The organism is Helicobacter pametensis ATCC 51478 (assembly GCF_000518225.1).
Taxonomy (GTDB): Bacteria; Campylobacterota; Campylobacteria; order Campylobacterales; family Helicobacteraceae; genus Helicobacter_G; species Helicobacter_G pametensis.
In genome coordinates this window covers 1-24,213 of sequence record NZ_JADE01000010.1, presented here as the reverse complement: position 1 = coordinate 24,213, position 24,213 = coordinate 1, and the positions used below count along the sequence as shown (strand labels likewise).

25 protein-coding genes are annotated in these 24,213 nt (G+C 40.4%); 14 read left to right on the top strand and 11 right to left on the bottom strand.

What is annotated here, in order from left to right; translation table 11 throughout:
* Window positions 1-7: 7 nt before the first annotated feature.
* Complete coding sequence (locus T391_RS0103405) at window positions 8-2,581, bottom strand: vacuolating cytotoxin domain-containing protein (protein WP_027327157.1); 2,574 nt, start codon at window positions 2,579-2,581, stop codon at window positions 8-10.
* 200 nt (window positions 2,582-2,781) lie between these two features.
* Here T391_RS0103405 and T391_RS0103400 point away from each other — a divergent pair, with 200 nt between their 5' ends.
* Genes T391_RS0103400 through T391_RS0103390 form a run of 3 tightly spaced genes read left to right on the top strand, consistent with a single transcriptional unit; the run spans window position 2,782 to window position 5,170 of the window.
* Complete coding sequence (locus T391_RS0103400) at window positions 2,782-3,657, top strand: DnaJ family protein (protein WP_027327156.1); 876 nt, start codon at window positions 2,782-2,784, stop codon at window positions 3,655-3,657.
* Window positions 3,657-4,001 carry a heat shock protein transcriptional repressor HspR gene (locus T391_RS0103395; RefSeq protein ID WP_027327155.1) on the top strand — a complete coding sequence of 115 codons (345 nt, stop codon included), beginning with the start codon at window positions 3,657-3,659 and terminating at the stop codon, window positions 3,999-4,001. Before T391_RS0103400 ends, T391_RS0103395 begins: the two co-directional genes overlap by 1 nt.
* Window positions 3,998-5,170, top strand: a complete 1,173-nt coding sequence (locus tag T391_RS0103390) for a replication-associated recombination protein A (protein WP_027327154.1) — start codon at window positions 3,998-4,000, stop codon at window positions 5,168-5,170. The genes T391_RS0103395 and T391_RS0103390 overlap by 4 nt, the downstream gene beginning before the upstream one ends.
* 153 nt (window positions 5,171-5,323) lie before the next feature.
* Here the strand turns inward: T391_RS0103390 and T391_RS0103385 are convergent, their stop codons facing one another.
* The 4 genes from T391_RS0103385 to T391_RS0103370 are packed head-to-tail and all read right to left on the bottom strand — an operon-like array spanning window position 5,324 to window position 7,923.
* Window positions 5,324-6,610: a M20/M25/M40 family metallo-hydrolase gene (locus tag T391_RS0103385; RefSeq protein ID WP_027327153.1), complete on the bottom strand. Its 1,287-nt coding sequence runs from the start codon at window positions 6,608-6,610 to the stop codon at window positions 5,324-5,326.
* A complete protein-coding gene (locus tag T391_RS0103380) occupies window positions 6,585-7,298 on the bottom strand; it encodes an MqnA/MqnD/SBP family protein (RefSeq protein ID WP_027327152.1) in 714 nt (237 codons plus the stop codon). Before T391_RS0103380 ends, T391_RS0103385 begins: the two co-directional genes overlap by 26 nt.
* Before the next feature lie 5 nt (window positions 7,299-7,303).
* Window positions 7,304-7,561: an HP0495 family protein gene (locus tag T391_RS0103375; protein ID WP_027327151.1), complete on the bottom strand. Its 258-nt coding sequence runs from the start codon at window positions 7,559-7,561 to the stop codon at window positions 7,304-7,306.
* Window positions 7,549-7,923 (bottom strand): YbgC/FadM family acyl-CoA thioesterase, encoded by a 375-nt coding sequence (locus tag T391_RS0103370; protein ID WP_027327150.1) that lies wholly within the window; start codon window positions 7,921-7,923, stop codon window positions 7,549-7,551. The genes T391_RS0103375 and T391_RS0103370 overlap by 13 nt, the downstream gene beginning before the upstream one ends.
* A gap of 199 nt (window positions 7,924-8,122) precedes the next feature.
* On the opposite strand from T391_RS0103370, the gene T391_RS0103365 reads away from it, so the two are divergent.
* Window positions 8,123-9,454 (top strand): sodium-dependent transporter, encoded by a 1,332-nt coding sequence (locus T391_RS0103365; protein WP_027327149.1) that lies wholly within the window; start codon window positions 8,123-8,125, stop codon window positions 9,452-9,454.
* On the opposite strand, the gene T391_RS0103360 is transcribed toward T391_RS0103365, so the two are convergent.
* Window positions 9,443-10,222, bottom strand: coding sequence for a S1-like domain-containing RNA-binding protein (locus T391_RS0103360; RefSeq protein ID WP_027327148.1), 780 nt, complete (start codon window positions 10,220-10,222; stop codon window positions 9,443-9,445). The two genes, T391_RS0103365 and T391_RS0103360, sit on opposite strands and share 12 nt — an antisense overlap.
* Window positions 10,223-10,275: 53 nt before the next feature.
* Here T391_RS0103360 and T391_RS0103355 point away from each other — a divergent pair, with 53 nt between their 5' ends.
* From T391_RS0103355 to T391_RS07830, 9 genes are all read left to right on the top strand, one after another.
* A complete protein-coding gene (locus T391_RS0103355) occupies window positions 10,276-11,010 on the top strand; it encodes a Nif3-like dinuclear metal center hexameric protein (RefSeq protein ID WP_027327147.1) in 735 nt (244 codons plus the stop codon).
* A 27-nt stretch (window positions 11,011-11,037) separates the two neighbouring features.
* Window positions 11,038-11,751, top strand: a complete 714-nt coding sequence (locus T391_RS07835) for a zinc ribbon domain-containing protein (protein WP_034583725.1) — start codon at window positions 11,038-11,040, stop codon at window positions 11,749-11,751.
* On the top strand, window positions 11,748-12,956 hold the full coding sequence (waaA, locus tag T391_RS0103345; protein ID WP_084340107.1) for a lipid IV(A) 3-deoxy-D-manno-octulosonic acid transferase: 1,209 nt from the start codon (window positions 11,748-11,750) through the stop codon (window positions 12,954-12,956). Before T391_RS07835 ends, waaA begins: the two co-directional genes overlap by 4 nt.
* A 76-nt stretch (window positions 12,957-13,032) precedes the next feature.
* Window positions 13,033-14,103 (top strand): DNA cytosine methyltransferase, encoded by a 1,071-nt coding sequence (locus T391_RS0103340; protein WP_034583723.1) that lies wholly within the window; start codon window positions 13,033-13,035, stop codon window positions 14,101-14,103.
* Window positions 14,103-14,867, top strand: coding sequence for a hypothetical protein (locus T391_RS0103335; RefSeq protein WP_027327144.1), 765 nt, complete (start codon window positions 14,103-14,105; stop codon window positions 14,865-14,867). Before T391_RS0103340 ends, T391_RS0103335 begins: the two co-directional genes overlap by 1 nt.
* 22 nt (window positions 14,868-14,889) lie before the next feature.
* On the top strand, window positions 14,890-15,621 hold the full coding sequence (locus tag T391_RS0103330) for an RluA family pseudouridine synthase (protein ID WP_027327143.1): 732 nt from the start codon (window positions 14,890-14,892) through the stop codon (window positions 15,619-15,621).
* On the top strand, window positions 15,618-15,929 hold the full coding sequence (locus T391_RS0103325; protein ID WP_027327142.1) for a hypothetical protein: 312 nt from the start codon (window positions 15,618-15,620) through the stop codon (window positions 15,927-15,929). The genes T391_RS0103330 and T391_RS0103325 overlap by 4 nt, the downstream gene beginning before the upstream one ends.
* On the top strand, window positions 15,929-16,759 hold the full coding sequence (gene lgt, locus T391_RS0103320; RefSeq protein ID WP_034583720.1) for a prolipoprotein diacylglyceryl transferase: 831 nt from the start codon (window positions 15,929-15,931) through the stop codon (window positions 16,757-16,759). The genes T391_RS0103325 and lgt overlap by 1 nt, the downstream gene beginning before the upstream one ends.
* 90 nt (window positions 16,760-16,849) lie before the next feature.
* Window positions 16,850-19,018, top strand: coding sequence for a TonB-dependent receptor domain-containing protein (locus tag T391_RS07830; RefSeq protein ID WP_051420571.1), 2,169 nt, complete (start codon window positions 16,850-16,852; stop codon window positions 19,016-19,018).
* 368 nt (window positions 19,019-19,386) lie between these two features.
* On the opposite strand, the gene T391_RS0103305 is transcribed toward T391_RS07830, so the two are convergent.
* The 5 genes from T391_RS0103305 to exbB form a co-directional block, all read right to left on the bottom strand.
* Window positions 19,387-20,094, bottom strand: a complete 708-nt coding sequence (locus T391_RS0103305) for a Fic family protein (RefSeq protein ID WP_027327139.1) — start codon at window positions 20,092-20,094, stop codon at window positions 19,387-19,389.
* 60 nt (window positions 20,095-20,154) lie between these two features.
* Window positions 20,155-20,277, bottom strand: coding sequence for a hypothetical protein (locus tag T391_RS08745; RefSeq protein ID WP_267891539.1), 123 nt, complete (start codon window positions 20,275-20,277; stop codon window positions 20,155-20,157).
* A gap of 64 nt (window positions 20,278-20,341) precedes the next feature.
* The gene (locus T391_RS07825; RefSeq protein ID WP_051420570.1) at window positions 20,342-21,028 is read right to left on the bottom strand and encodes an energy transducer TonB; all 687 of its coding nucleotides are present in this window, start codon (window positions 21,026-21,028) and stop codon (window positions 20,342-20,344) included.
* Complete coding sequence (gene exbD, locus T391_RS0103285; protein WP_027327138.1) at window positions 20,994-21,374, bottom strand: TonB system transport protein ExbD; 381 nt, start codon at window positions 21,372-21,374, stop codon at window positions 20,994-20,996. Before exbD ends, T391_RS07825 begins: the two co-directional genes overlap by 35 nt.
* Window positions 21,364-21,789, bottom strand: a complete 426-nt coding sequence (exbB, locus tag T391_RS0103280; protein ID WP_027327137.1) for a TonB-system energizer ExbB — start codon at window positions 21,787-21,789, stop codon at window positions 21,364-21,366. Before exbB ends, exbD begins: the two co-directional genes overlap by 11 nt.
* A 349-nt stretch (window positions 21,790-22,138) precedes the next feature.
* On the opposite strand from exbB, the gene T391_RS07820 reads away from it, so the two are divergent.
* A partial coding sequence (locus tag T391_RS07820; protein WP_034583716.1) for an autotransporter outer membrane beta-barrel domain-containing protein occupies window positions 22,139-24,213 on the top strand: 2,075 nt, incomplete at its 3' end.

Here is a 24,213-nt window from a genome sequence, read left to right as displayed (position 1 = left end):
CGCTTCTCTAGAAACTATACTCCACTCCAAGATTTCCAGCCAATTTTCTCTCAATCGCTCCAAGCTCTGAACCCACACTAAAATTCACAAATGCTCGCTCAAAAAGTCTAATCTCTCCACCCAAGCTCAATGCGAAATTCAAATCTTTAGAATCAATGTCCTTTGCTCCTAGAACATTGGCTCCAGCAAAGCGCATCTGACTTGTCTGTGGAGCCCAAGAATACACATCTTGATAAGCCTCAAACAAAAGCCACCAATAAGTATTCTTTCCTGTTGTCAAACGCGTCTCAAGTCCCAAATTTGCACTCACAATATGGCGACTATCCTCACCCATCAAGAGGGATAAATCCTGATTTTGTGACCAAATAGCCTCACCATCAATTTTTGAACTTGTCAAATAGGCATAATTGACCGACACAAGAGGTTTGATTGCAAGTTGTTCTCTCCAAAAGCCAAAGGCATATCCATAATCAAGATTGACATTTGCACTTCTAGCATTGTAGTGGTATTGCTGAGAGAGTTGCTGTGTGACCTCTTCATCCCCCATAATGCTCTCCTGATTCCATCCCATCATCCCATTAACTTCAAAATCAATCTCACTTCTACCTGCAAAAATTCTTCCATAAAGCCCCACACCCGCATTGTGTCCATGTCCATTCAATAATCCTCCCCTATAAGATCCATAGCCATAAGCTACAAATCCTCCCAAAATTGCTTGCTTCATGACCTCATCATAACCAATACTTGCTCCATAGAGCGATCCTTGATTGACCTCAAAAGATCGCACAGCAGCAATCCCTGACCCCCACAAATTTGTATACTTTTCTTCTCTTTGTAGTTGTGTATTTTGTCCAAGAGTGAGTTTGGCCAAACGATTTTCTTTTTGTGTTTTGAGGGCAAAATGGAGCAAATCTAGATCATTTGCTTTTCTTTGCAATGACTGGGTCTGCTTGATGAGATCTTGAATATTTTGACCAACTTCAACAAGATGAGTCTCATCATGTCCCATGATCACACCATTGGTCCAAACATCTCCATTTCTAGTCATCATCAAATCTTGGAAAAGATCCATCATCCCCTCTCCCAAAGCATTGACACGATTGACTAGATCTTGTCCTCCTCGATGATATAGCCAATATTCAACCCGATTTGTCGCATAGGGATTGGCTGGATTGTTTGAAACATCCACCCTAAATCCCAGAGTATTAGAAGAAAGTGTCTTTGTAAAAGTCAAACCTTTATAATCAAAACTATAAGTATTATCAAATCTCGCGCCACCTTCTTTTTCATAGAATCCAACAAAGTCCAAAAGATTTTTTCCACCAAGATCAGGAGAAGTGATCCCTCCACTAGAGGTCAAAAGAGTGTAATTTTGTCCGCTTCTAAGCCCTTTGATTTGATCAATATTATAAATGCCAAAGATTGGATTATTTCTTTTGCGATCTCCTACAAAAATCTCTGTCTTCCCCTCGATGGTAATAGGGGTATGATCCATATCACTAGAGAGCAATCGGATCTCCCCATATATTTCAAGATTTTTGGCAGTCAGAGAGCTTTTATTTTGCAAAGTAATGCTGCCTCTTCGATCCAATGTAAGCTTCTCAAAAGTTGCTTTGCTTCCATTATTAAGTCTTAAATCTCCAAGGCGGACACTGCCAGCGGCACTCAGTGTTTTTGCACTCCCATCTAGTTCAATCCTTGCTTGGGTGGCATTGACTTCTTGAGCTTTGAGCTCTAGTGTATTGGTAGGTTTGAGCAATCCCCCCAAAGTCAAAGAGTTGTTTTGATATTCATAGCTTCCTTGGATGTCCTGATTGTTTGCATTCTTAAAGCTTCCCCAAGTCAATGTCCCATTCATACCTTGAGATTGGAAGTTTGTATTGCTTGTTGTGATATTGCTGATTTTTGTATGAGCTTGAGTTTTGGTTAAATCTAGTGTCCCTCCAGAGAAAGAAAGAGAATTAATGACAATCTGACCAGTTCCTTCAGATTTTCCTTCAAATGCCACCTTTCCACCGTGACTTGAGATACTCTTGGCATGAAAATCAAAAGAATCTGCCTTGAAGGTGACATCTCCCCCTGTCTCATTTTTGATTGAGATATTTTTAGCTTTGATTGCTTGCGCAGTCAAAGAAAAGTGAGATTTTTGTGTCCCAGCCTTCATAAGCTCAAGATTCCAATCTTGTAAGTTTGCATTTGTGCTAGAAGTAAAGTTGAGCGTCGCACCTCCTCCTGTTCGAATATTGTTCCCCGCACCCAAGGTTCCAGTGAGATAGATCTCTTTGGCTTTAAAATTTGCAGTGATATATCCAACATAACCATCTTGTCCAAACCACACTCGTCCATCTCCACTTGTCTGAGATGAGTTACCAAAAATCAATATCCCATTTTGATAGCTCTGGGTAAATTCTTTTGTGAATCCCCATTGGTAAGTTGTCATTTTATGAAGGTAAAACTCTCCAGTACTATCATTGTTTTGATTCTTCAAACCATGAACGAAGTTATAAATATCCACCCCACTAGCCACAGCACAAGACACCCCAGCCACGCAAGACAACACAGCAAGACTTATTGTTTTCATCATTTCTCCTAACTTCTAGCCCATCTTGAGCAAAAAATAGAGAATCATAGTGAAATAATAGATTTTCTTGCACAAAACCCTCTATAAACTCTCATCTTTTTCAATGTTGATTGATATGGGCTAAAGTTTTATTATAAAATTCACTAAACTTTTCTCTAATAATTCTCATAACAATATAGGTGCAATACAAAGGAGTTTGAATGGCAAAAAGTCTTTATCAGACACTAGAAGTCAGCGAAAATGCAAGCATGGAAGAGATCAAAAAATCCTATCGCAAGCTTGCACGCAAATACCATCCTGATATCAACAAAGAAGCAGGAGCAGAAGAGAAATTCAAAGAAATCACCGCCGCCTATGAAATCTTAAGCGACCCTCAAAAAAAAGCACAATATGATCAATTTGGTGATGGTATGTTTGGAGGACAGAATTTCAGTGATTTTGCACGCGGTGCAGGGGGAGGAATGAATCTTGATGATATTCTCTCTCAAATCTTTGGCAATGGTGGAGGGTTTAGCTCAAGGAGCACTGGCGGGGGATTTGGATTTGGCGGGTTTGGCAATGGATTTGGTGGAGGATTTGGCACCCCAAATCTTGATATACAAGATGCAATCACCATCCCTTTTTTGATCGCTATCCTTGGAGGAAAGTATCATTACAGCAAAAATGGAGGATTTGATATCAAGATCCCAGCAGGGATTCAAGATGGAGAGACAATCCGTCTCAAAGGCAAAGGTTACTCTCAAGGAGGATTGAGTGGGGATCTTCTCCTCAAGGTTCGCGTCGCTTCAAGTGATGAATATACTAGAGAAGGAAATGATCTCATCAAAACCATAGATATCTCTCTCAAGCTTGCCCTCTTTGGAGGAAGTATCGAAGTTGAAACCCCTCACAAAAATGTCACACTCAAAATCCCTCAAGGAGTGAAAAATGGTCAAAAATTCCGCCTCAAAGAGCTAGGAGCCATCAATCGCAAAAATGCAACAAAAGGTGATCTCTATCTCAAAGCCAATGTGATCCTCCCCTCCATCGATACACTCAGTCAAGAACTCAAAGACCTACTTCAAAAGGAGCTCTAATGTATAGCTATGATGAACCCGTATATCTAATCAGCGTCGTTGCCAAGATTCTAGAAATCCATCCTCAAACACTCAGACAATATGAAAAAGAAGGATTGATCCAGCCTGGACGCACAGATGGAAAGATGAGACTTTATTCTCAAAGAGACATCGATAAGATCAAGACGATTTTGCGCCTCACACGCGATATGGGGGTCAATCTAGCAGGAGTAGATATCATTCTAAGACTCAAAGAAAGATTAGATGAAATGGATGAGCTGATGGAAGAGTTGCGCGCTCAATCCCCCAAACCCAAATCTGTAGCAATCAAAAAAAGCTCTTATGAAATCATTCTCAAAAAATGAAGCATCTCTCCTCTCTTCTTCGTCCTCAAAAACTTGAGGATTTCTTCGGGCAATCCCACATCATCGGTGCAAATACCCCACTCTATCAAGCCTTCAAGCAAAATACTCTGCCTCATTGCATCTTCTACGGTCCCCCAGGGAGTGGAAAAACAAGTCTTTCTAGAATCTTAGCTTCAAGTATGGGATGTGATTTTTTTGAGTTCAATGCCACACATTTCAAGCTTGAAGAATTACGCAAAATCATCCATCCCCAATCTTTGCTCAAACCCATTATTTTTATCGATGAAATCCATCGCCTAAGCAAGACCCAACAAGAATCTTTGCTCCCTATTATGGAAGAAAATCAAGCCTATATCATCGGCTCTTCCACACTCAATCCTTTCTACACACTGACCAATGCCATCCGCTCCAGAGCCTTTCTCTTTGAGTTTTTACCTCTTGATTCTAAAGCCTTAGAATCCCTTTTGGATAAAGCCTCCTCTATGATCTCTACCCCCCTCTCAGATGAAGTCAGATCCTATCTCATTGCCTCAAGCAATGGAGATGCAAGAGCGATGCTCAATCTCTTGGATCTTGCCTCACTCTCCTCTCCCATCACGCTTGAAACTCTCAAATCTCTTCGTCCTCATTCTTTGAGCGAGGGGACAAGCGAGGATGACACACATTACAACCTAGCAAGTGCGCTTATTAAATCCATCAGGGGAAGTGATGTGGATGCGAGCATTTATTATTTGGCTAGATTGATAGAGGCTCAAGAGAGTGCTGAATTTATCGCAAGACGCCTAGTCATTAGTGCTAGTGAAGACATCGGCAATGCTAATCCCAATGCCCTAAATATCGCTACAAGCACCCTCACAGCAGTGAGCAAAATCGGCTATCCAGAAGCTAGGATCATCCTCTCTCAATGTGTGATCTATCTTGCCTCAAGCCCCAAAAGCAACACAGCCTATAAAGCCATCAATCAAGCTCTTGAATATGTGCGATCCAATCCCACCTCTCCAATCCCCTCCAATATCCTTCCAAACTCCAAGGACTATCTCTATCCCCATGATTTTGGAGGATGGGTGGAGCAAAACTATCTCTCCTCACCCCTTCAATTTGTCCAAAAAACCTCAAAGGGATTTGAAAAAACACTCAATGAGTGGCTAGAGAAGATTCACACCAAATAAACTCTTGTCACCATTGATCTCCAAAGACATTGATTCCATCAATTAAATCAAATTTCATTCATCAAATCTCACAAGAGAAATCTCCTCCAAGTCACACTACTCTCCAAAGATTTTGAATCTTGGAAATTTCAAAGTACTATCCAACTCATACTTTCAAAAATCTTGAAATGATTGATTTTTCCCCACAATCTCAAAAACTACATTTGCAATTTTTTTGATTGATTCAATCTCACATCGCTCATCTGTAGAGTGAGGATGATAAATATTTGGACCAATCGAGCAACACTCTAGCCCCTCAAACTTAGCTCCAATGATCCCACACTCAAGTCCAGCATGGATTGCATAATATTTTGCATGGGGATTATGGTGCTGCATCACACCAAGCACCTCTTGTGAAAATGCACTCTCTCTAATCTCCCAAGGCAGATAGAAATTCTCCTCTCTCACCTCACATCCAAATGCCTTGAAATATTCTTTACTCTCAAAGCAAATCTCTTGCAATTCTCTAGAATCATTGGAGCGCGCAAATAAATCAATTGCGATCTCTTTGTCTTTGAGCCTTGCAATAGCAAGATTGATGCTGGTTTGAGCGATATTTAGGGCAGGATTGAAACTTCTAAGTCCATGAGCAAAACACAGAATCATTTTCAAAAACTGCTCACTCTTTAGAGGGATCTGAACACTCCCTCTCCCCAAAAAGACGCATTTGATCTGCTCCATTTCTTGAGGAGCTTTGAGGAAAATCACTCTAGCCTTGGCATATTTGGGGATGGAATTGATCCTCTCTCCTCCTTCAAACTCAATGATCTTGCCCTCATTTTGTGCGATAAACAACGCCAAAGTCTTAATGGCATTTGTAGAATTGGTCACAATATCCACACCAGAATGCCCCCCTTTAAATCCACATGTCTCTAGCTCATAAATCTCCCCCTCTACCATTTCAACCTCACTCAAAGAACGCGCAAAAATATCCACTCCCCCAGCACAACCAATCGTCACTTCATTATCATTTTCATGATCAAGATTGAGCATTTTTTTGGATTTGATTTGATGAGCAAGACCATTTGCCCCGATCAATCCCACTTCCTCATCACTTGTCCAAAGACACTCAAGATGATCAAATTCTCTTAATGCCTCCATCATAATCGCCACACCGATTCCATTATCAGCACCCAAAGAAGAATTTCGTGCCCTAAGATATCCCTCTTCTTCGATAAGCTCAATCTTTGGAGCCTCACCCATACACACCATATCATAGTGACTTTGAAGACAGATTTTAGGCTCCCCTTTGTAGGCATATACATTGCCCACTTCATCCACGCTCACCTGTGCTCCACAGCTTCTGGCAAACTCGACTAGATAATCTCTCAATTTTTGAGCCTCAAAACTACAATGCGGAATCGCTGCGATTGTTTTAAAGTGATTTAGAACTGATTGCATCTCTTCTCCTTTCAAAGCGCTTGGGACTTCTAATCCCTAAAAACAATAATTCTCGATAAAAAACTTCAAGTCCCCTTTTCTCCTTGGGTCCAAGTCGATAAGAGATTTTTTGAAGATAGCTCAAAACATCTTTGGGATGAATCCCCCTTGAATCACTGGCATCCTTGAGAAGATACCAAGGGATTCTGATGCGCGATCGAACAAAGGCTGAAGCGATACGCTTTGCTTCATGTTTGTTTTTGGACACACAAAAAAGACCAAACACAAAAGGGAGGCGTTTTTGCTCTAGCCAACGCTTCCCTAGATCAATCGCTTCTCCCCCTTTGAGCTTATAGATCAATGCACGATCTCCTATAAGCACCTCTGCATGGATTCTAAGCACTTGGATGAGTGCATTAGATGAAGCAGATTGATAATCTCCTTTGGCTTCTTTGGGCAAAGCCAACACACTCCAAACCTCTCCATGTGAGATGATTCCACAAGGCAGTCTCATCCCCCTCTTGCCATAAGCCATAATCGATGAGAGAAACCCACCATCTAAGCGCGCAAACAAAAAATCGCGATTGAGTTTGGCAGGATAGGACTTCCTATGCGCAAGAATCGCCTTGCTTTGCCAACTCAAAGGAAATCTTTTGATAAACACATCAAAAGGAAGCAAATTCAAATAATCAATCTTGCCTAGTCGCATCAGTTTTATAGCACCATCCTGACTTCATCTTGATCTTTGAGGGCAACAAAAATCTGATCGCGCTCTTCTTGATTCTCCACCTCCACACTCACAACAACACAAACAAAGCGCCCCCCACTAGAGCTCTGCCCATCTCTCCACTCAAAATCTTTTTGGATCATGCGTGCGATGATCTCTTTGAGCACTTCTCTATTTTCACCGATGACACGATATTCCCACTTTGTGGGATAATCAATCTTTGGCTTTCCTTCTATAACTTGCATAAAACCTCCATTATTTTTTCTGGGATTGCACTAGGCTTCCCTTTCTTAAAATCAACAAACCCAAGCTTAACCTCCATCTCAAAGAGCAGTTCATCATCTCTGAAAACTTCTTGATGGAGTAGTAAAGAAACTTTTTTGATCTCAAGCACTTTTGTTTTCACATGGATCAAATCACCCAAAAATGCACTTTTGTGAAAATTAGCATGCATAGATCTCACCACAAATCCCCCCTCTAAGCTCTGTGGGGATTGATTTTGCTTGAAAAACACCTCGCTCCTTGCACGCTCACAAAATTTCAAATAATTAGCATGATAAACAATCCCCCCACAATCAGTGTCTTCATAGTAGATTCTAATATTCATTGCGATAAATTGCCTCACTATGGTTTTTGATCCTAATTTTTTGAGAATCAATGCGTTTTTTAATTTTTTTGTATTTGCTTGTGTTTTTGGATACAATCCACTCCCTCTTTGATACCCAATCTATACAAATATCGATTCTATTGGATGTAGATATTCATCATGGGGTACAAAGAAGAATTTTCAAATACAAAGGATAAAGATGAACAATTTTAGCAAATTAGGTTTTATCTTGGCAACCCTAGGAAGCTCGATAGGTCTTGGGCATATTTGGAAATTCCCTTATATGGCAGGACAAAACGGAGGGGGGGCATTCGTGCTTTTTTATTTATTCTTGGCTATTTCTATTGGTGTCTCAATGCTCATTGCTGAAATGCTCATAGGAAACAAAGCCAAAACCAATCCAGTCGACAGCTTTGTCAAACTTGAACCCAACCATAAGAGTACATGGAAATTTATCGGCATTATGGCAATTGGTGGCCCCCTTGTCATGACTTTCTATGCAGTTGTGTTGGGATGGGTGCTCTATTACCTATTTGTTGGAAGTTTCAATCTACCTACAAATCTTCAAGAGGCACAGACTTCATTTGAAACACTCGCGACAGGATCCCTCCCCATCCAGATCGCTGGCTTTCTTGGCTGTATGCTTCTCACAGGCTACATTGTCGCCAAAGGAGCAAAAGAGGGGATTGAGAAACTCAATCTCATCTTGATGCCCTTACTTTTTATCATTTTTATTGGACTATTGATCTATGCCATCACACTAGATTCATTCAAAGAAGCTTGGACCTTTATGTTTAGCTTCCAACCTGAAAAAATCACAGGCGATGTTGTTCTTAGTGCGCTAGGACAGGTTTTCTTTGCTCTTTCTTTGGGGCTTGGAACAATCCTCATCTATGGAGCTTATGCCAATGATGGTGAAAATCTACTCTCAAGCTCACTATGGGTGGTAATCTCAGGAATTTTTATCTCTGTTGTAGCAGGGCTTATGATCTTTACATTTATTTTCCAATTTGATGGACAGGCAAGCGGAGGGCCAGGGCTTTTATTTATCTCACTGCCTTTGGCATTCTCACAAATGGGTGTATTTGGCAATATCATCTCTTTCCTCTTTATGCTTTGTGTCGCATTTGCAGGAATCACCTCAACAGTTTCAATCGTTGAGCCAGCGATTGCTTACCTCAGAGATCGCTTTGAGTGGTCTCAAGCCAAATCCACTTGGGTTTGCTGTGGTGCAATCACAATCGTGGGATTATTTGTCATTCTCTCAATCACCAAAGATTATGGTGCGCTCTTTACATTCTTTGGAATCAATCTCTTTGATTGGATGGATCTCATCACATCTAAATTCTTGATGCCTCTAGGAGGATTCTTGACACTTATTTTTGCAAGCTATGTCGTAGGCAAACAACGACTCAAAAGCTTCACACAAGGATTCCTTTCACCTGCTCTTTTTGAGATCTGGTATATCATCATCGCTTATCTTGCACCAGCCATTATTGCCATCATCGCACTGGCTCCCCTATTTGTCTAAAAGATAAATCCCCCTTTCATCTTGTCCAACTTTTTGGGCAAGTGACACTAAGGCTCTCTTTAGAGCCTTTTTGCTCATCTGACATACTCTGACCACCTCTTGAGGCTCACTTTCTTTGCCGATCTCTAATCGCCCTCCATTTTTGTGCAAAAGATCTAGCAAGGCTTTGGCTTCATCTTTGGGTGCGAGCTTGAGATCTATCTTGCCATCTTGGCGTGTTTTTTTGACCTGCACAGCATAACTTTTGCCAAGCTCAATGGGCTCAAATATCTCATTGGCAAAAAGCATCCCTTGATACTTTTTCTCCACAATACACTCAAACCCCAAAGGACTTCTTCTATAAGCCACAGCTTCCAAACACACAAACTCTCTTCCACGATATTTTTGAAATCTTAGATTCTGACTTGCTAGCAATCTCCCTTCTTTGTCCTTTTGGATTTGCACAGCCACTCTATCTCCTAGTTTAAAACGCCCAGCATCCTTGCATGGCATCAAAATATCTTTGGCAATCCCCAAGTCCAAAAACACCCCATAAGGACTTATATCTACAACCTCCAAACACACAATTTCTCCCAAGATTCCATAAGGATTGAGTGTGGTAGCAATGATACGATCTTCACTATCTGTATAGACAAAGACCTCTACCTCCATCCCCACTTGCACTTCTTTTGGCGCATATTTTGTAGGCAGCAAGATCTCTTCTTTGCCCAAAATGCAACCAAAGGGGAGAATTTTTTCAATTTTTAAGCACACTTTTGTCCCAACCATTTAAAAACCTCTCATAACATTCAAAAATTTATTTTACTTTGATAAGGACGGGCATGCAAGTTCAAGAGATTTATAGACTTCTTGATGAGATTTCACCCTTTTCTCTTCAAGAAAAATGGGATAACAGCGGCTTAAATCTTGGGAATCCATTTCAAGAATTTCAAGAGATTTACACCACACTTGAAGTGGATATGCTCCTTGCTCAAACCATCAAACCCAATTCCCTTATCATCGCTCATCATCCCCTCATTTTTACTCCGATCAAAACTCTTGATGCACAGACTTATCCAAGTAATATTGCTTCCATTCTCTTGGCCAAAAATTGTTCTTTGATTGCGATGCATACAAACTTTGATCGCACACATCTCAATCGTTTTTTTGCCTCACAGATTCTGGGATTTAAAAATCTCATTGAAAAGGATCTCATTATCTCAGCACGCCTTGCTCCCCAAAGCTTTGAAACTCTTCTAACACGCCTCAAAATCTCCCTCAATGCTTCACTATTCAAAGCACTCAAGGCTTCAGAAAAAATCTCACAAGTTTTTGTTGTTTGTGGGAGTGGGATGTTTGCACTCAAGCAGATTCCTCCGCATTCTCAAAGCTGTTTAATCACAGGAGATATCAAACATCACGATGCCATGGAAGCCCAAAGTCTTGGAATCTCTCTTGTGGATGTTGGGCATTTTGCAAGTGAAGTCTTTTTTTCGCAAATCATGGGGAAAATTTTGCAAAATCTTGGCTATGAAGCTATAATAAACGATTTGGAAAACCCACTAAGGTTTTATTAACCAAAGTCATAGATAAAAGGAAAGTTGATGAATAAAAATCTACAAGAGCTCATTGAAGTATCACTCTTGGACAAAGAAATTGATCTCATGGAACCAAAGATTGCTCAAATTCGCAAAAATCTCACAGCCAAAGAAACAGAAAAAGAAAAAAAAGAGATTTTGATTGCTGATCTCAATGAAGAAAAAAATGAATATGCTATCTTGCTCACAAAATGCGAAGAAACCCTAGCCGGTGCAAGCTCAAAACTTGAAGAAATCACCAAAAAAATGACTGATGTCAAGACAGACAAAGAACTCAAAGCGCTCAATATCGAAGAAGAAATCGCCAAAGAGCAAATCACTTTCCAAAATTCTGAAATCCAAAGGATCGAAAAACTCATCCAAGCCACAGAAGAGAAGATCCAAACCTCACATCAAGAGCTCGCAGAGCTTGATACACAGATCCAAGAAATTGAAGGTGCGATCTCTTCAGAGATTGATGAAATCAAAAAAGAACAAGCTGAGATCTCCAAGAAAAAATCAACTCTTGTTGAAAAGATGGATCAAAAAGTTGTTGTTTTTTATGAAAAAGTTCGCAAATGGGCAAAAAGTACAAGTGTCGTCCCAGTCTATAAGCAAGCCTGTGGGGGATGTTTCATTAGATTGAATGATCGTGCATATTCTGAGCTTCTCAAAGGAGATTCTGTCTCGACCTGTCCTCACTGTGGCAGAATCCTCTTTGTCGAAGAAATGACTCATTGAGCACTGCTCCACGATTTCCTTTCGTTTATTATTGTTTGTGCTGTGTGGCTTATTGCCTCGCCGCACCTTTCTTACTTCTTCTCACACTCAAATCCAAGTATCGACACTCCATCCCTGCAAGATTTTTTCCCACTCGCTTTAGGTTTGATTTTTCTCCCAAATACTGGTTTCATGCCTGCTCACTTGGTGAGAGCAAATCTTATGAGCCCATTCTTGATGCACTGCTTGCTCAAGAAAAACACTCCCAAATCCTTCTCACATGCACGACCTCTACAGGCTTTCAATATCTTCAGATATTGACAGATCGCTATCCCAAACAGCTGAGCGTTGCTTATTTGCCATTTGAGATTTTTCTTCCCTTCTATCTCCCTTATCTTAAATCCCTTCAAACCTTAGTTGTGACCGAGGCTGAACTCTGGAAAATGCTTTTTTGGGTGGCCAAAAAAGTTCAAGCTCAGACACTTCTTGTCAATGCACGCATTTCAGATTCATCACTCAAAAGTTATATGAGGCTACGCTTCTTTTATCGCTCTCTTTTCTCTCTTATAGACATTGTTCTTGCTCAAAGCAAAATTGATCAAGAAAGACTAGAAAGTTTGGGGGCAAAAAATGTCAAATCTTTTGGTAATCTCAAGACCTTTTCCGTCCCAAAAATCACTCATCATTACCCCAAATCTCGCGATATCATTCTTTGTGCTTCAAGTCATAAAAATGAAGAAAAGCTTGTGCTTGATGCCTTTCTTCCTCTCAATCTTGATGCCACACTCATCATCATCCCACGCCATCCTGAGAGATTTGATGAAGTGGAAAAACTTTGCAAAGAGGAGTGCAAAAAATACGCCAAAACTTTCTCCACCTACAAAGAATCTTGGGGAGATATTGTGCTTGTAAATGCTTTGGGGGAACTCAATAACTTTTATGCGATAGCTGATTGCGTGATTTTGTGTGGGAGCTTTGTCCCCATAGGAGGACACAATCCACTAGAGCCAGCCTTCTTCCAAGTGCCAATCATTACTGGGAAACACATCTTCAATCAAAAAGCACTTTTTGCTCTCATTGAAAACTATGAACTCATTGAAAGGGAAGAATTAAGCAAAAAACTAGAGAATTACAAGTCTTTATCTCGATCTTCTATCAGAGAAAATGAAAGCAAGTTTGATGAGCTTATGGGACTGATTATCTACCGAAAAAACGCTTGTAACTAAGAGCGAATAAAGCTATTGTTATAATACAAACAAAAATTTATATCGCAAATATAGCTTTTATAACATTGGAGATTGCGTGAAAAAAACTTTTTCTGTTGCTGATATTTTTTGCGGTTGTGGCGGATTGAGTTTTGGCTTTTCACAACACCAAAATTTTAATATTTTATGGGCTAATGACATTGATAAAGAAGCAATTTTGAGTTACAAAAAAAATCATCCAAACACTCAAACTTTTTGTTGTGATATTGCAAAACTCAAGGATAAAGATATTGAAAATTTGGGAGAGATTGATATCTTGCTTGGTGGTCCACCTTGTCAGAGTTATTCCACTCTTGGTAAGCGAAAAATGGACGATCGAGCAAATCTATTTCGAGAATATTTGAGAATCTTAAAATTAGTTAACCCAAAAATATTTATTTTTGAAAATGTTGTTGGTTTGCTATCAATGCAAAAAAAACAATTATTCTCATACATATGTGAGGAATTTAAAAAATCAGGCTATCACATCCAGCATTCTGTTTTAAACTCTGTGCACTATGGAGTTCCTCAAATTAGAGAAAGGGTGATTGTTGTTGGGATTTCTGAAACTTTTTCTCACTCTTTTACCTTCCCAAAACCAAATCTAGAGAGAGTTGTCACATTAAAAGAAGCTATAGGCGATCTACCACAAATAAAAAGTGGAGAAAATGGAAATCATCTAGGCTATTTATTTAAAGCAAATAATGATTTTTTAAGATTTGTGCAAAAAGCACAAAATTTGACTGAACACGAAAGTCCAAAAAACAATCCAAAGCTCATCGCCATTATGGAGACTCTTCAAGATGGGCAAACAAAAGACGATTTGCCAATTTCCATCCGCCCAAAATCTGGCTATGTAAATACATATGCCAAAATGTGGTGGAATGCCCCCGCCCCAACCATTACTAGAAACTTTTCAACACCCAGTAGCTCTAGATGTATTCATCCACGAGATTCAAGGGCCTTAAGCATTAGAGAGGGCGCAAGATTACAAAGTTTTCCTGATGACTATATTTTTTGCGGAAGTAGCACTTCCAAGAAACTTCAAATAGGAAATGCTGTACCTCCATTGATGAGTCTTGCGCTTTCCAATGCCGTATTTCATTTTCTACAAGGAGCAAAGCAATAATGTTTGCAAATAAAGATTTTCAGGACTATAGAAGATTGATAGGTTTCACAAACAAAGAAAATTTTAAGCAATTTCTAAAGGCTAAAGATATTGAACCCAGTATTGACTTTAGTTATATTATGGCTCTCAATGCTAGATTAGTAGATATGTTTTCAAAATTCAATAATGCATACTGTTTTCGTTACAGAGAACAAGAGTTGGACTTATTCTTTAATACAGCACTTTTTAGGGTTTATGAAACCATGAAACTCAATAACATTTTCCAAATATTAAACAATCAAGGGAGAAGAAGAGAAGAAGTATATTTTTCTTGGATGAGAGGATATTTGGTTGGAGAATTTTTCAAGCAATTCATTGCAACAATCTGGAGCGTTTCTGAAAATCAAATCAAAAAAATAGGGGATGACGATTTTACTTCTTTGGAAAATTTCAACAGAAGCGGAAAGCCTGATTTTGAAATTCCCAATGTTTGTCGCCTTGAAATACAAAGTGGCTTTCAAGGCATTAATGATATTAAACAGCATAAGGTTTTAGATGCAAAAGCAAGATTTCGTGAGGATGGTATAGAAACCTATGCCATTCATTTTGATCTTTTTAATGGACAAGTTGCTTGCATTAATCTTTCCAAAATACAAGATGATGATGTAAATTGGATTACTCGTCAGCAAATGGAAGGACAAACTGTTTTAAACATAAATCAGGAATTCTTTTTGTGGAAAATAACAGAAAAACCAAATCCCTTAAACTTATCAAGACAAAATTAACTATCATTCAAAGGAAAACGATATGCAAAAAGCCTATAAACTCCTAGCACTCCAAGAAAACATCTCCAACAAAGAAGCAAAAGCCCTCATTGACAAAGGATTGGTGAGCGTCAATGGCAAGCGTCTTAGTATCGCAAGGGGCGAGCTTAGCCCCAAAACAATCTTTGTGATTCAAAAAGTCCAAAAGCCCCAAATTATCTTCCAAGATGAACAGATTCTCGCTCTTGAGAAGCCTGCATTTGTTGAGAGCTATGATTTGTGCAAGTTTTTTCCCACTTGGAGTCTTCTCCATCGCCTAGATCGTGAGACAAGTGGAGTCATCCTCCTAATCAAAGAAAATAGTGATTTTCACACCAAAGCCAAGATGGAATTTAAAAACCAAAAAGTCTATAAGGAATATCTTGCTATTGTCAATGGGATATTGAGTGAAGAAATAGAGATCAACAAACCCATTCTAACGATCAAAAAAGGCTTTGCCAAAAGTAAAATCAGCAAAGATGGCTTACCCGCACTCACGCAAGTCACACCATTGCAAATCAGTGGCAAAAAAACTCTCATCAAAGCAGTGATCAAAACAGGGCGCACACATCAGATCCGCGTCCATCTTGCAAGTATCTCTCACCCCATCTTTGGAGACACACTCTATGGAGGTAGCCCTTCAAGTCGCCTTATGCTTCATGCGCATAAAATTACTCTTTTTGACTATGAGTTTAGCTCCCCTCAACCCACGATTTTTCAAGGAATCATTCAATGAAACTCACATCAACGATGCTAGATGGACTGATTTCATTTTCTTGCAAAGACAAACTCAAATCACCCCAAGAACTTTTTGCAATCAAGCGATCAATCCTCAAACTTACAAATCAATATCCAGAAATCAAAAAACTACATTTCTTGCTTGAGGCCTTCCCCCTAGATCTCTCATTTCTTGGACTTTTGCTCACTCTTAGCAATGCCTATCTCTATGAAGTGCAAATCACAGTCACACATTACTCCAACTATCGTATGCTAGAAAGCCTCTATCTAACACAGAAATTCCATGTCCAATACAGGAAAATATAATGCTCACAAATTGGTATGCTCATTTTGATCCCGTTGCTTTTTCTCTCTTTGGAATCCAAGTCCATTGGTATGGCATCGCCTATGTCATGGCACTCTTAAGTGCTTTCTTCATCGCATCACGATTCAAAAAATCTCCTCCATTTGATTCCATCTCAGACAAACATCTAGAGCTCTACTTTCTTTATGCTGAACTTGGGATCATTTTGGGAGCTAGGGTAGGTTATATCCTCGTATATTCCCCCAATAGATGGGAATATCTCCTTGCCCCATGGGAAATCTTCAATCCTTTTGATGCACATGGGAACTTCATCGGAATCTCAGGAATGAGCTACCATGGCGCCATTCTTGGATTTCTTTTGGGAAGCTATCTCTTTGCTAGAAGTTACAAGCAAAATCTATGGCGCTATCTTGATTTGCTTGCCTTGAGCATCCCACTTGCCTATGTTTTTGGGCGCATTGGCAACTTCCTCAATCACGAACTCTATGGGAGAGAAATCCCTCCAAGTGACACATTTTGGATGCAATTTGGTGTCTATATCGATGGGGCCTTGCGTTATCCAAGCCAGCTTATTGAGGCATTTTTGGAGGGAATTGTTGTGTTTGTGATTGTTTATATTGCTCGCTTTTTCATCAAATTTGAGGGTGGACTCATCGCAATCTATGGCATCAGCTATGCTTTGATGAGATTTGTAGCAGAATTTTATCGCCAACCTGATGCCCAGCTAGGCTTCTATGGGATTTTGAGTATGGGGCAGATTCTGTCTATATTGATGCTGCTTGGAGGATTGTGGATCTTATTTAAGCGCTACAAAAACACACAGATATCCTAACCCCATCTTTCTTACAAAAACTATCCTTCAATCTATGCTTTTATCCTTAAATTTGTTATGATAATAATTATCATTATCTAAGGACAATTTATGAAAAAATACTCTTTATTACTTTCTTCTGCTGTGGCTACTGCACTTTTTTCAGCAGATCAACAATACAATCTTGATGAAATCGTGACTTCTGCCTCTGGTTTCGATCAAGAACTCAAAAATGCTCCAGCTTCAATTTCAGCAATCAATCAAAAAGATCTCCACAATAAGCCCATCAGGGATCTAGGTGAAGCCCTCTCCCAAGTCTCAGGAGTGAGCATCGATGCAGAAGTAGGCAAAACAGGAGGATACAATATCTCCATCCGTGGAATGCCCTCAAGCTACACGCTCATCTTACTTGATGGCAAACGCCAAAACACAACAAGTGCGGGACTTCCCAATGGATTTACAGAAGCTTTCACGGGCTTTATGCCTCCAATCTCTGCCATTGAACGAATCGAAGTGATCAGGGGTCCAGCTTCCACACTCTATGGAAGCGATGCAATTGGAGGGATTGTCAATATCATCACCAAAAAGCAGCTAGAAAAATGGAGTGGAAGTATCACACTTGATTCAGTCATCCAAGAAGAAAAACAATTTGGGAATCTCTATGGGGCTAGCCTTTGGGTGGGTGGGCCACTTGATGAGGCAAAAAAATGGACGCTTTCATTGCGCGCAAAAGATCAATACAGGGCAAAAGTCCCCACAAAAAATCTCATCATCATCCCATCATCCAACACATCTCTCTCTCGAAATGGTGTCGTGGGACTAAGCCAGAGCAATACTCACAATATCGGAGCAAGACTAGGATATACACCAAGTGAGCAAAATCACTTTTATCTTGATATCGATCATGGGATGCAATGGTATGACAACTCTCAAAGCCTCCTTGGCACAGCCTCACTCAAAGGAGGATATGACAAAAATCTCTACTTCTATAGAAATAACGCTATCTTCGCTCACATCGGAACCTATGAGAATCTCCAAACCGACACAAGCATCCAATACAACTCCACCCTCAATCGCGGAAGACTGATCACCCCATCAGCAGCTCCAAGTGGCAGCCCACTCATTGGAGAAGATAGAAATCTTTTGGGACAAGATGTGATTTTGGAACACAAAAGCGTCTTTGGGATTGGAGATTTCAACACAATGAGTGCTGGAGGGCAGTATTGGTTTACCTCTCTTTATGATAAGGCTGTGCCAAGCCCCTTCATGTATCAACACAATGCAAGCTTATTTGTCGAAAATGAAAGTGTCTTTTTGGATCATATTTTTCTCACTCTTGGACTCAGAGGGAGCTATAACTCTGCCTTTGGATTCAATATCTCTCCTAGAGCCTATCTTGTCTATCAACCCCTCCAAGGCTCCATTATCGGTGATCTGATCTTGAAGGGTGGAGTCTCCACAGGATACAAAACTCCCACAGTCTCTCAACTTGTCAAAGGCATCAATGGTCTCACCTCTCAAGGAACTGTACCCACTTATGGGAATCCAAATCTCAAACCCGAGCAATCCATCAACTACGAACTCTCCATCACCAATGAAAATCGATGGAGTGAGATTTCCATCACAGGCTTTTTCATCCAATTTAAAAACAAAATCCAAAGTGCAAGCGTAGAGAGTGGGGCAAATGTACCAGTCAGTGGTGGGGGGACATGTGGTGCAAGTTCTGGCAATACCTGTAGCTACAATATCAATGCAGATCAAGCCATCTCCTATGGTGTAGAGAGTCTCTTTGAATTCAAACCCTATGACACACAATATGGGCATATTGGCTTCAATATCTCCTACACTTTCAACAAAACAGAGCAAACCTCAGGAGTAGCCAAAGGATTGCCTCTCACAGGCATCCCAGAGCATTCTCTCAACTCATCTATCACCTATGATTTCTTGGGAATGAATTTTTATTTGAGGGGAGAATTTAGAGCTAAGCAATTACGCACTCAGATTGGTAGCAGAAGTGCATCAAGCCTAGCTGCCCTCGAAGATTTCAAACGCCAAAACCCTCACTTAAGCGAATATTACAAGCCCTATTTCCTCCTCCATCTTGGCGGTGGATATCGATTCGATCAACACTTCAAGCTCAATTTTGGTATCTACAATCTCCTCAATCAAAACTTCATCGACTATGTAGAGATCGCAGGAAGCACCCCAACCTATGCCAACAACTACAACTATGTCAGAGAAGGCAGACGATACTACCTATCGCTCAATGTGGATTTCTAATCCACACCCCATCCTGATTTCCAAATGATTGATCATACATAACACAAAGCAATTGCACTTCTCTAATTTGATGTGATCGGAGGGAAAAAATGGATAAAATCTGATCGTGGAGTTGCTTCCCTTATGGACTAGCACTCCATAAGGGGAAGTTATGCACTCCATAGAGGAGGACATGATGAGAATCATATTGATAGCATTTCTGCTGTCTGTGATTGTAACAAAACTTTATTAAAATGTTGTTACAAGATTAAGCTAGGAGTTGCAAACGCTCCTAGCCCTTATCTTCTCACCCCCCTTTGTTTGCACTATCTCCCTCTCCCTCTCTCATTCTGTTTTTCAAGCTCTACTTTTCTTTGAAGTGATAGTTTTTAAGTATTTTGTCTCATGTTTTGCTTAAAAATTTCCATCCTCTCTTGCTCTTTAGCTTGAATTTGTTTTGCAAGTGCAAAAAAATCATCAAGCTTTTCTCCCCTCAAAATGGCAATGTAAAGGTTTTTATCTTCTTTTTGAATGATGGGCGGGAGAATGTTTTCTTGCAAACAAGAATAAAAAATAAGCAATCTCCCCGATCTTCCATTGCCGTCGCTAAAGGGGTGAATTCTTTCAAAATCAAAGTGTGTTTTGAGAATTATTTTTAATTTTTCATCATCATCTTTTGCATTTTGAAGCTGATAATCTAAATTATCGCAAAGCTCATGGATTCTTGTTGGGACAAGATAGGGTTTTGTTGTTTCAAAATCTGCTCCGACAATGAGGTTTCGTATTGTTTTAAAGCTTCCTGCATTATCAAGAAGATTTTCCATAGTAAAGGCATGGATTTCTCTAATGAGTTGAGGGGTGAGTTTTTGTTTATCTTGAATACTTTGCAAAATAAATGGCATTACTTTCTTGTAATTTTTAACTTCATAAAACTCTCTCTCCAAAACATTGCCCATGATCACTCCACTTAAGAGAATTGAAGCCGTTTGCTCTTGAGTGAGTGTGTTTCCCTCAATAGCTGTGCTGTGATGTGTCATTCTGACTAAATAATCTTGCATATATTCTGATGATCTGAGCATAAATTCTAGTAGGTTCATCTCCCTCTCCCATTTTGTTTTTCAAGTTCTGCTTTTCTTTGAGTACTCATTCTTTTGCTTTTAAAATTTAAGGACATTCCTAGCCCCTCTGATCACTTTGAAAATCTTGCCACAACTTCCACCAAAAAGCTCTCTTGCATTATTCATCAAATAGCGCTTCAAATTCTTCTTTGACCCTTTCATTACACCCCATTTTCTAGTCATAAATTCAAAGACAAAAAGCACCAGAATCTTGATCCAAGCTCGACTAAGCGCTTAGACTATAGATGATTGGCACTTTGATTCTGACCTTTTGACTTGGCAGTGGAAATTCCCTTGAGGCTCGCTTGAGGGCTTTGAGAGCACTTTTGTTGAGTATCTCACCTGCTGTGCTTGAGAGGATTTTCACACCATCAAGAGAGCCATCGATATCCAAAACAAACTCCAAAACCACCTCACCTTGCATTTTCCTCAGACGAGCCATACGCGGATAAGGATTGTGCGAGGCGATTGCTGTGCGAATCTTGGATAAAAACTCATCACTCACTCCCTCATTATATGCCAGCGTCTGAGTATTGCTATTGCCCTCTTGCGTGAGGTTTGACGCTGGCGTGGGTTTGGGAGCTTGCTTGACTTCTTGAGTCTCTTGGGGGATACTTTTTTGAGCGATTGCTTTGTTTTTTTGTTCTTTGTGTTTGCGCTTTTTATGTTTTTTGGGCTTGGGTTTGGGAGGGGGGGAGATTTTTTCTGTGAAGATGCTTTGATTGCCTCCACTATCGATGCTTGATAGTCTCAAAGTCACAGCACTATTTCCCTCTTGTTTGGGATTGACATTGGTTTCTTGGATCATTCCAAAGATCAGTCCGCCACCCACACAATATACTCCAAGTGCACAACCAAACCCAATCCAGCTAGGAGTCTTAATCTTTTTGAGTAGAAATTGTAAAATGTTCATGTTGCTTTTCTTTTAGCACATTGAGGACTTGGATGAAGGTATCAAACTTGGAATCTTTATCACTTCTAAGCTCGACAAGAGTTGTAGAGGGGATACTCTCAAGAGAGTGACGCAACCCCATCAACCCTACCTCTTTCTCATCGACAAAAATCGCATTATCTGCCCTAATAGCGATCACCACACTTCGCTCATCTTTTGGATTCTCTGAAGCACTTGCCTTGGGCACCTCGATAGGAATCTGCCCTTGTGCTATAAAAGTTGAGACAGAAAGAATGATTGCCAAAAGCACGAGCATGATATCGATAAAAGGAACGATATTGAGCCCCTCACCCCTTTTAATGCGCATTTTTGGCCCTATAGCGATTGATGAGAAGATCGATTTTTCTAAGCAGAGCGTTATAAACCACAAGCACAGGGATGGCTACAAGCAAGCCAGCTCCTGTGGCTTCAAGCGCCAAAGACAAATCCCCCATAATCTTCTTAGCATCAATCCCACTCCCCTCACTCATCCCATAAAAAGTGACGATGATTCCACCCACTGTCCCAAGAAGTCCGACATAAGGGGCGTTGGAGTAGATAATATAGAGCGTTGTCATATGCTTTGTCAAAGCCTCCTCCAAGTCATTCAAAGAAGCAAAACTCTCCAATTTAACCCTAGACAAGAAGATCAAGCGCTCGATACTAAGCCAAATCGCGACAAACCCCATCAAGCCCAAAATGGAGAAAATAATATAATCCAAATAAAGTCTCAAAAATTCCATCACTACCACCATATTCAAAATGAGAGCAATTATACATTATAATAATCATTTTTATTATCGTTTGTAAAGCTCACAACCTTTCCAAAAACTATTTGATCCTATTTAATATTTGATCCAAATTCTAGTTTGTAAATAAAAATTCTCTATCTTTCTTATATAATCCGCCGCTTTTTATGGACTTATCCTAATACAAGCAAATATATCAAACTAGACAAGGAAATAAATATGAAACATCCTAAGCTTCCAAATCATATAGGGGGGGGGGGGGATAAATCATTCTAAGACTTCAGGTCTTTTCAAACCACTGATTGCTAGTTCTCTAGCACTGACACTTTCTAGCTCTTTTGTGATGGCAAATACCTGTGCCTCAACACAATCAAATGGCAATAATCGACCGATCTTTTGCGTAGATGGAGTGGATAAGAGTGAGGAGGCTTATCATTATATCGGTACGCCTTTTCCCTCACCTCCAATCTTTCCCTCTAACCCCCCAACAGAAGAACAAGAGAATAATGGCTTAATCCCCAAACAATCTCTTGCATGGGGTATAGATAACAACTACTACACACCAAATACTTATGTAGCCTCATATGGTGAAAGATTGGCAGTGAGGTTTGGCAAAGGAGGCACGAAATTTGATGGACGAGTAGGCATCGAAGTCGATCAAAATGTATCAAAAGTTGAGATGAGGATCAAAGATGGCAAGGGTCTAAAGATCCCAAGTGGTGGATTAGCCTTTGACAAACAAAAATTTACTATCGGTTTCGACTATCAGACAGATAAGACATTTATCCTAGATATTGATGGACCTGCTAGCGGAGGACCTTCTCTCATCGGAGATCTTCAGATCCAGCACCAAGATCCCAAAAGCCGTGCCAATCTTCCCAACACCTTTACTGCCACTTTGGGCAAGGGGATGAAGGGAAGCATCTGGCTTATAGATGCTTCTGGCAATAACACAGTCAAGATCAAAGAAGGCAATCTTGAAGGAAATATCCGGACTGGCTATTGGCATTGGGATGGTAGAGAGCACATAAATAGCAAAATCACCATCGACTTCACAGATAACCCTCAAGGAAGAATCATAGGGGATATTTTCAATGCCGATCAAAGCCATGGTGATACTTCTTCCACTGCCTCATCTCCAGCACAACAAAATCGATATCACCACCTAGCCGTGACAGTCAAAAACGGAGGATTGCAAGGAGATATCCGTGATTTTACAGTTTATGGAAGCCAGATAGGAAATCTCTCTGTTACTTTTGAAGAGGGTGCTACGATGGAGGGAAATATCATGGGTGGAACTCAAGCTGGTGACAATAATGGGATAGGAAACGACCATCAGAAAAAAATCGTGACCTTCAAGGGTGCGAACTCAGCTAGCACGATCGTGATGACTGGAGACATCGTCTCCTATGGGACAGGATCCACAAATGGCAACAATGGTGGCTACAAAAATGCTGGAAACCATGTCACATTTGATCAAGGCTCGATGAGAGGAAGTATCCTTGCCTCTCATCCTACTGGTAGTAGCACCACAAGCTATGGTCGAGGCTACAACAAGATCGTATTCAAACAAGATGGAGCGATGATCACTTCAATTGGCAAAAAACGAGACAATATTCTTGCCCAAGGCGGGGGCGCCAATGATATCCGATTCGAAGGACATGGGATCGTGGATGTTTCTGTCCAATCAAGCAAAGGGGGTTACAATGTCTTCAATCTTGGAACCACTGACAAATCCCTAGACCTCCGCCACACTTTCAATGCTGTAGGTAACAGTAGTAGTAGTGGTATTGGACGCAATATCATCTATCTTGGTGATATGAGCGCCGCAACAACTTCTCAAAACACTAATAATGGCGAAACCTACACTCTCAAAAATACCAAAGGTGGAACCATCACTTTCACTGGGACTGGATCCAATTCTAATGCTGGACAAAATCTCATCAACTTCACACAAGATGATGCAACGCTCTACATCGGAGAGGGAGGCAGGGGAACACTTCTCACCACTGGAGGACACACCATCATCAATGATGGCTACAATGCAAATGGTGCAGGCTCGCAAAATAGCGTTAGAATCGAGACCAAAACTGGAATCACAGTCGTTGCTCACACGATCAAAGCGGATGGAAAAACCAACGGAGCTCAAAACAAACTAGAACTCCAACACGGAAAGTTTAATAAGGTTATCGCAACTGGAACCAATGATCAAAACACCTTGATCTTCACCGCTGATAAGGCTAGCGTTACTGCTGGCAGAAACAATGGAGCTAGCAATGGCACTCTCAGTGCTCAATCTGGAAGCACGATCACTTTTAGTTCAGCAGGCAATGGTAGCAGTAATAGCAGCAAAAATGTCATCACATTCCAAGGTAAAACTAACAACACAACCCTAGCATCAGCAACTCTCACCATTGG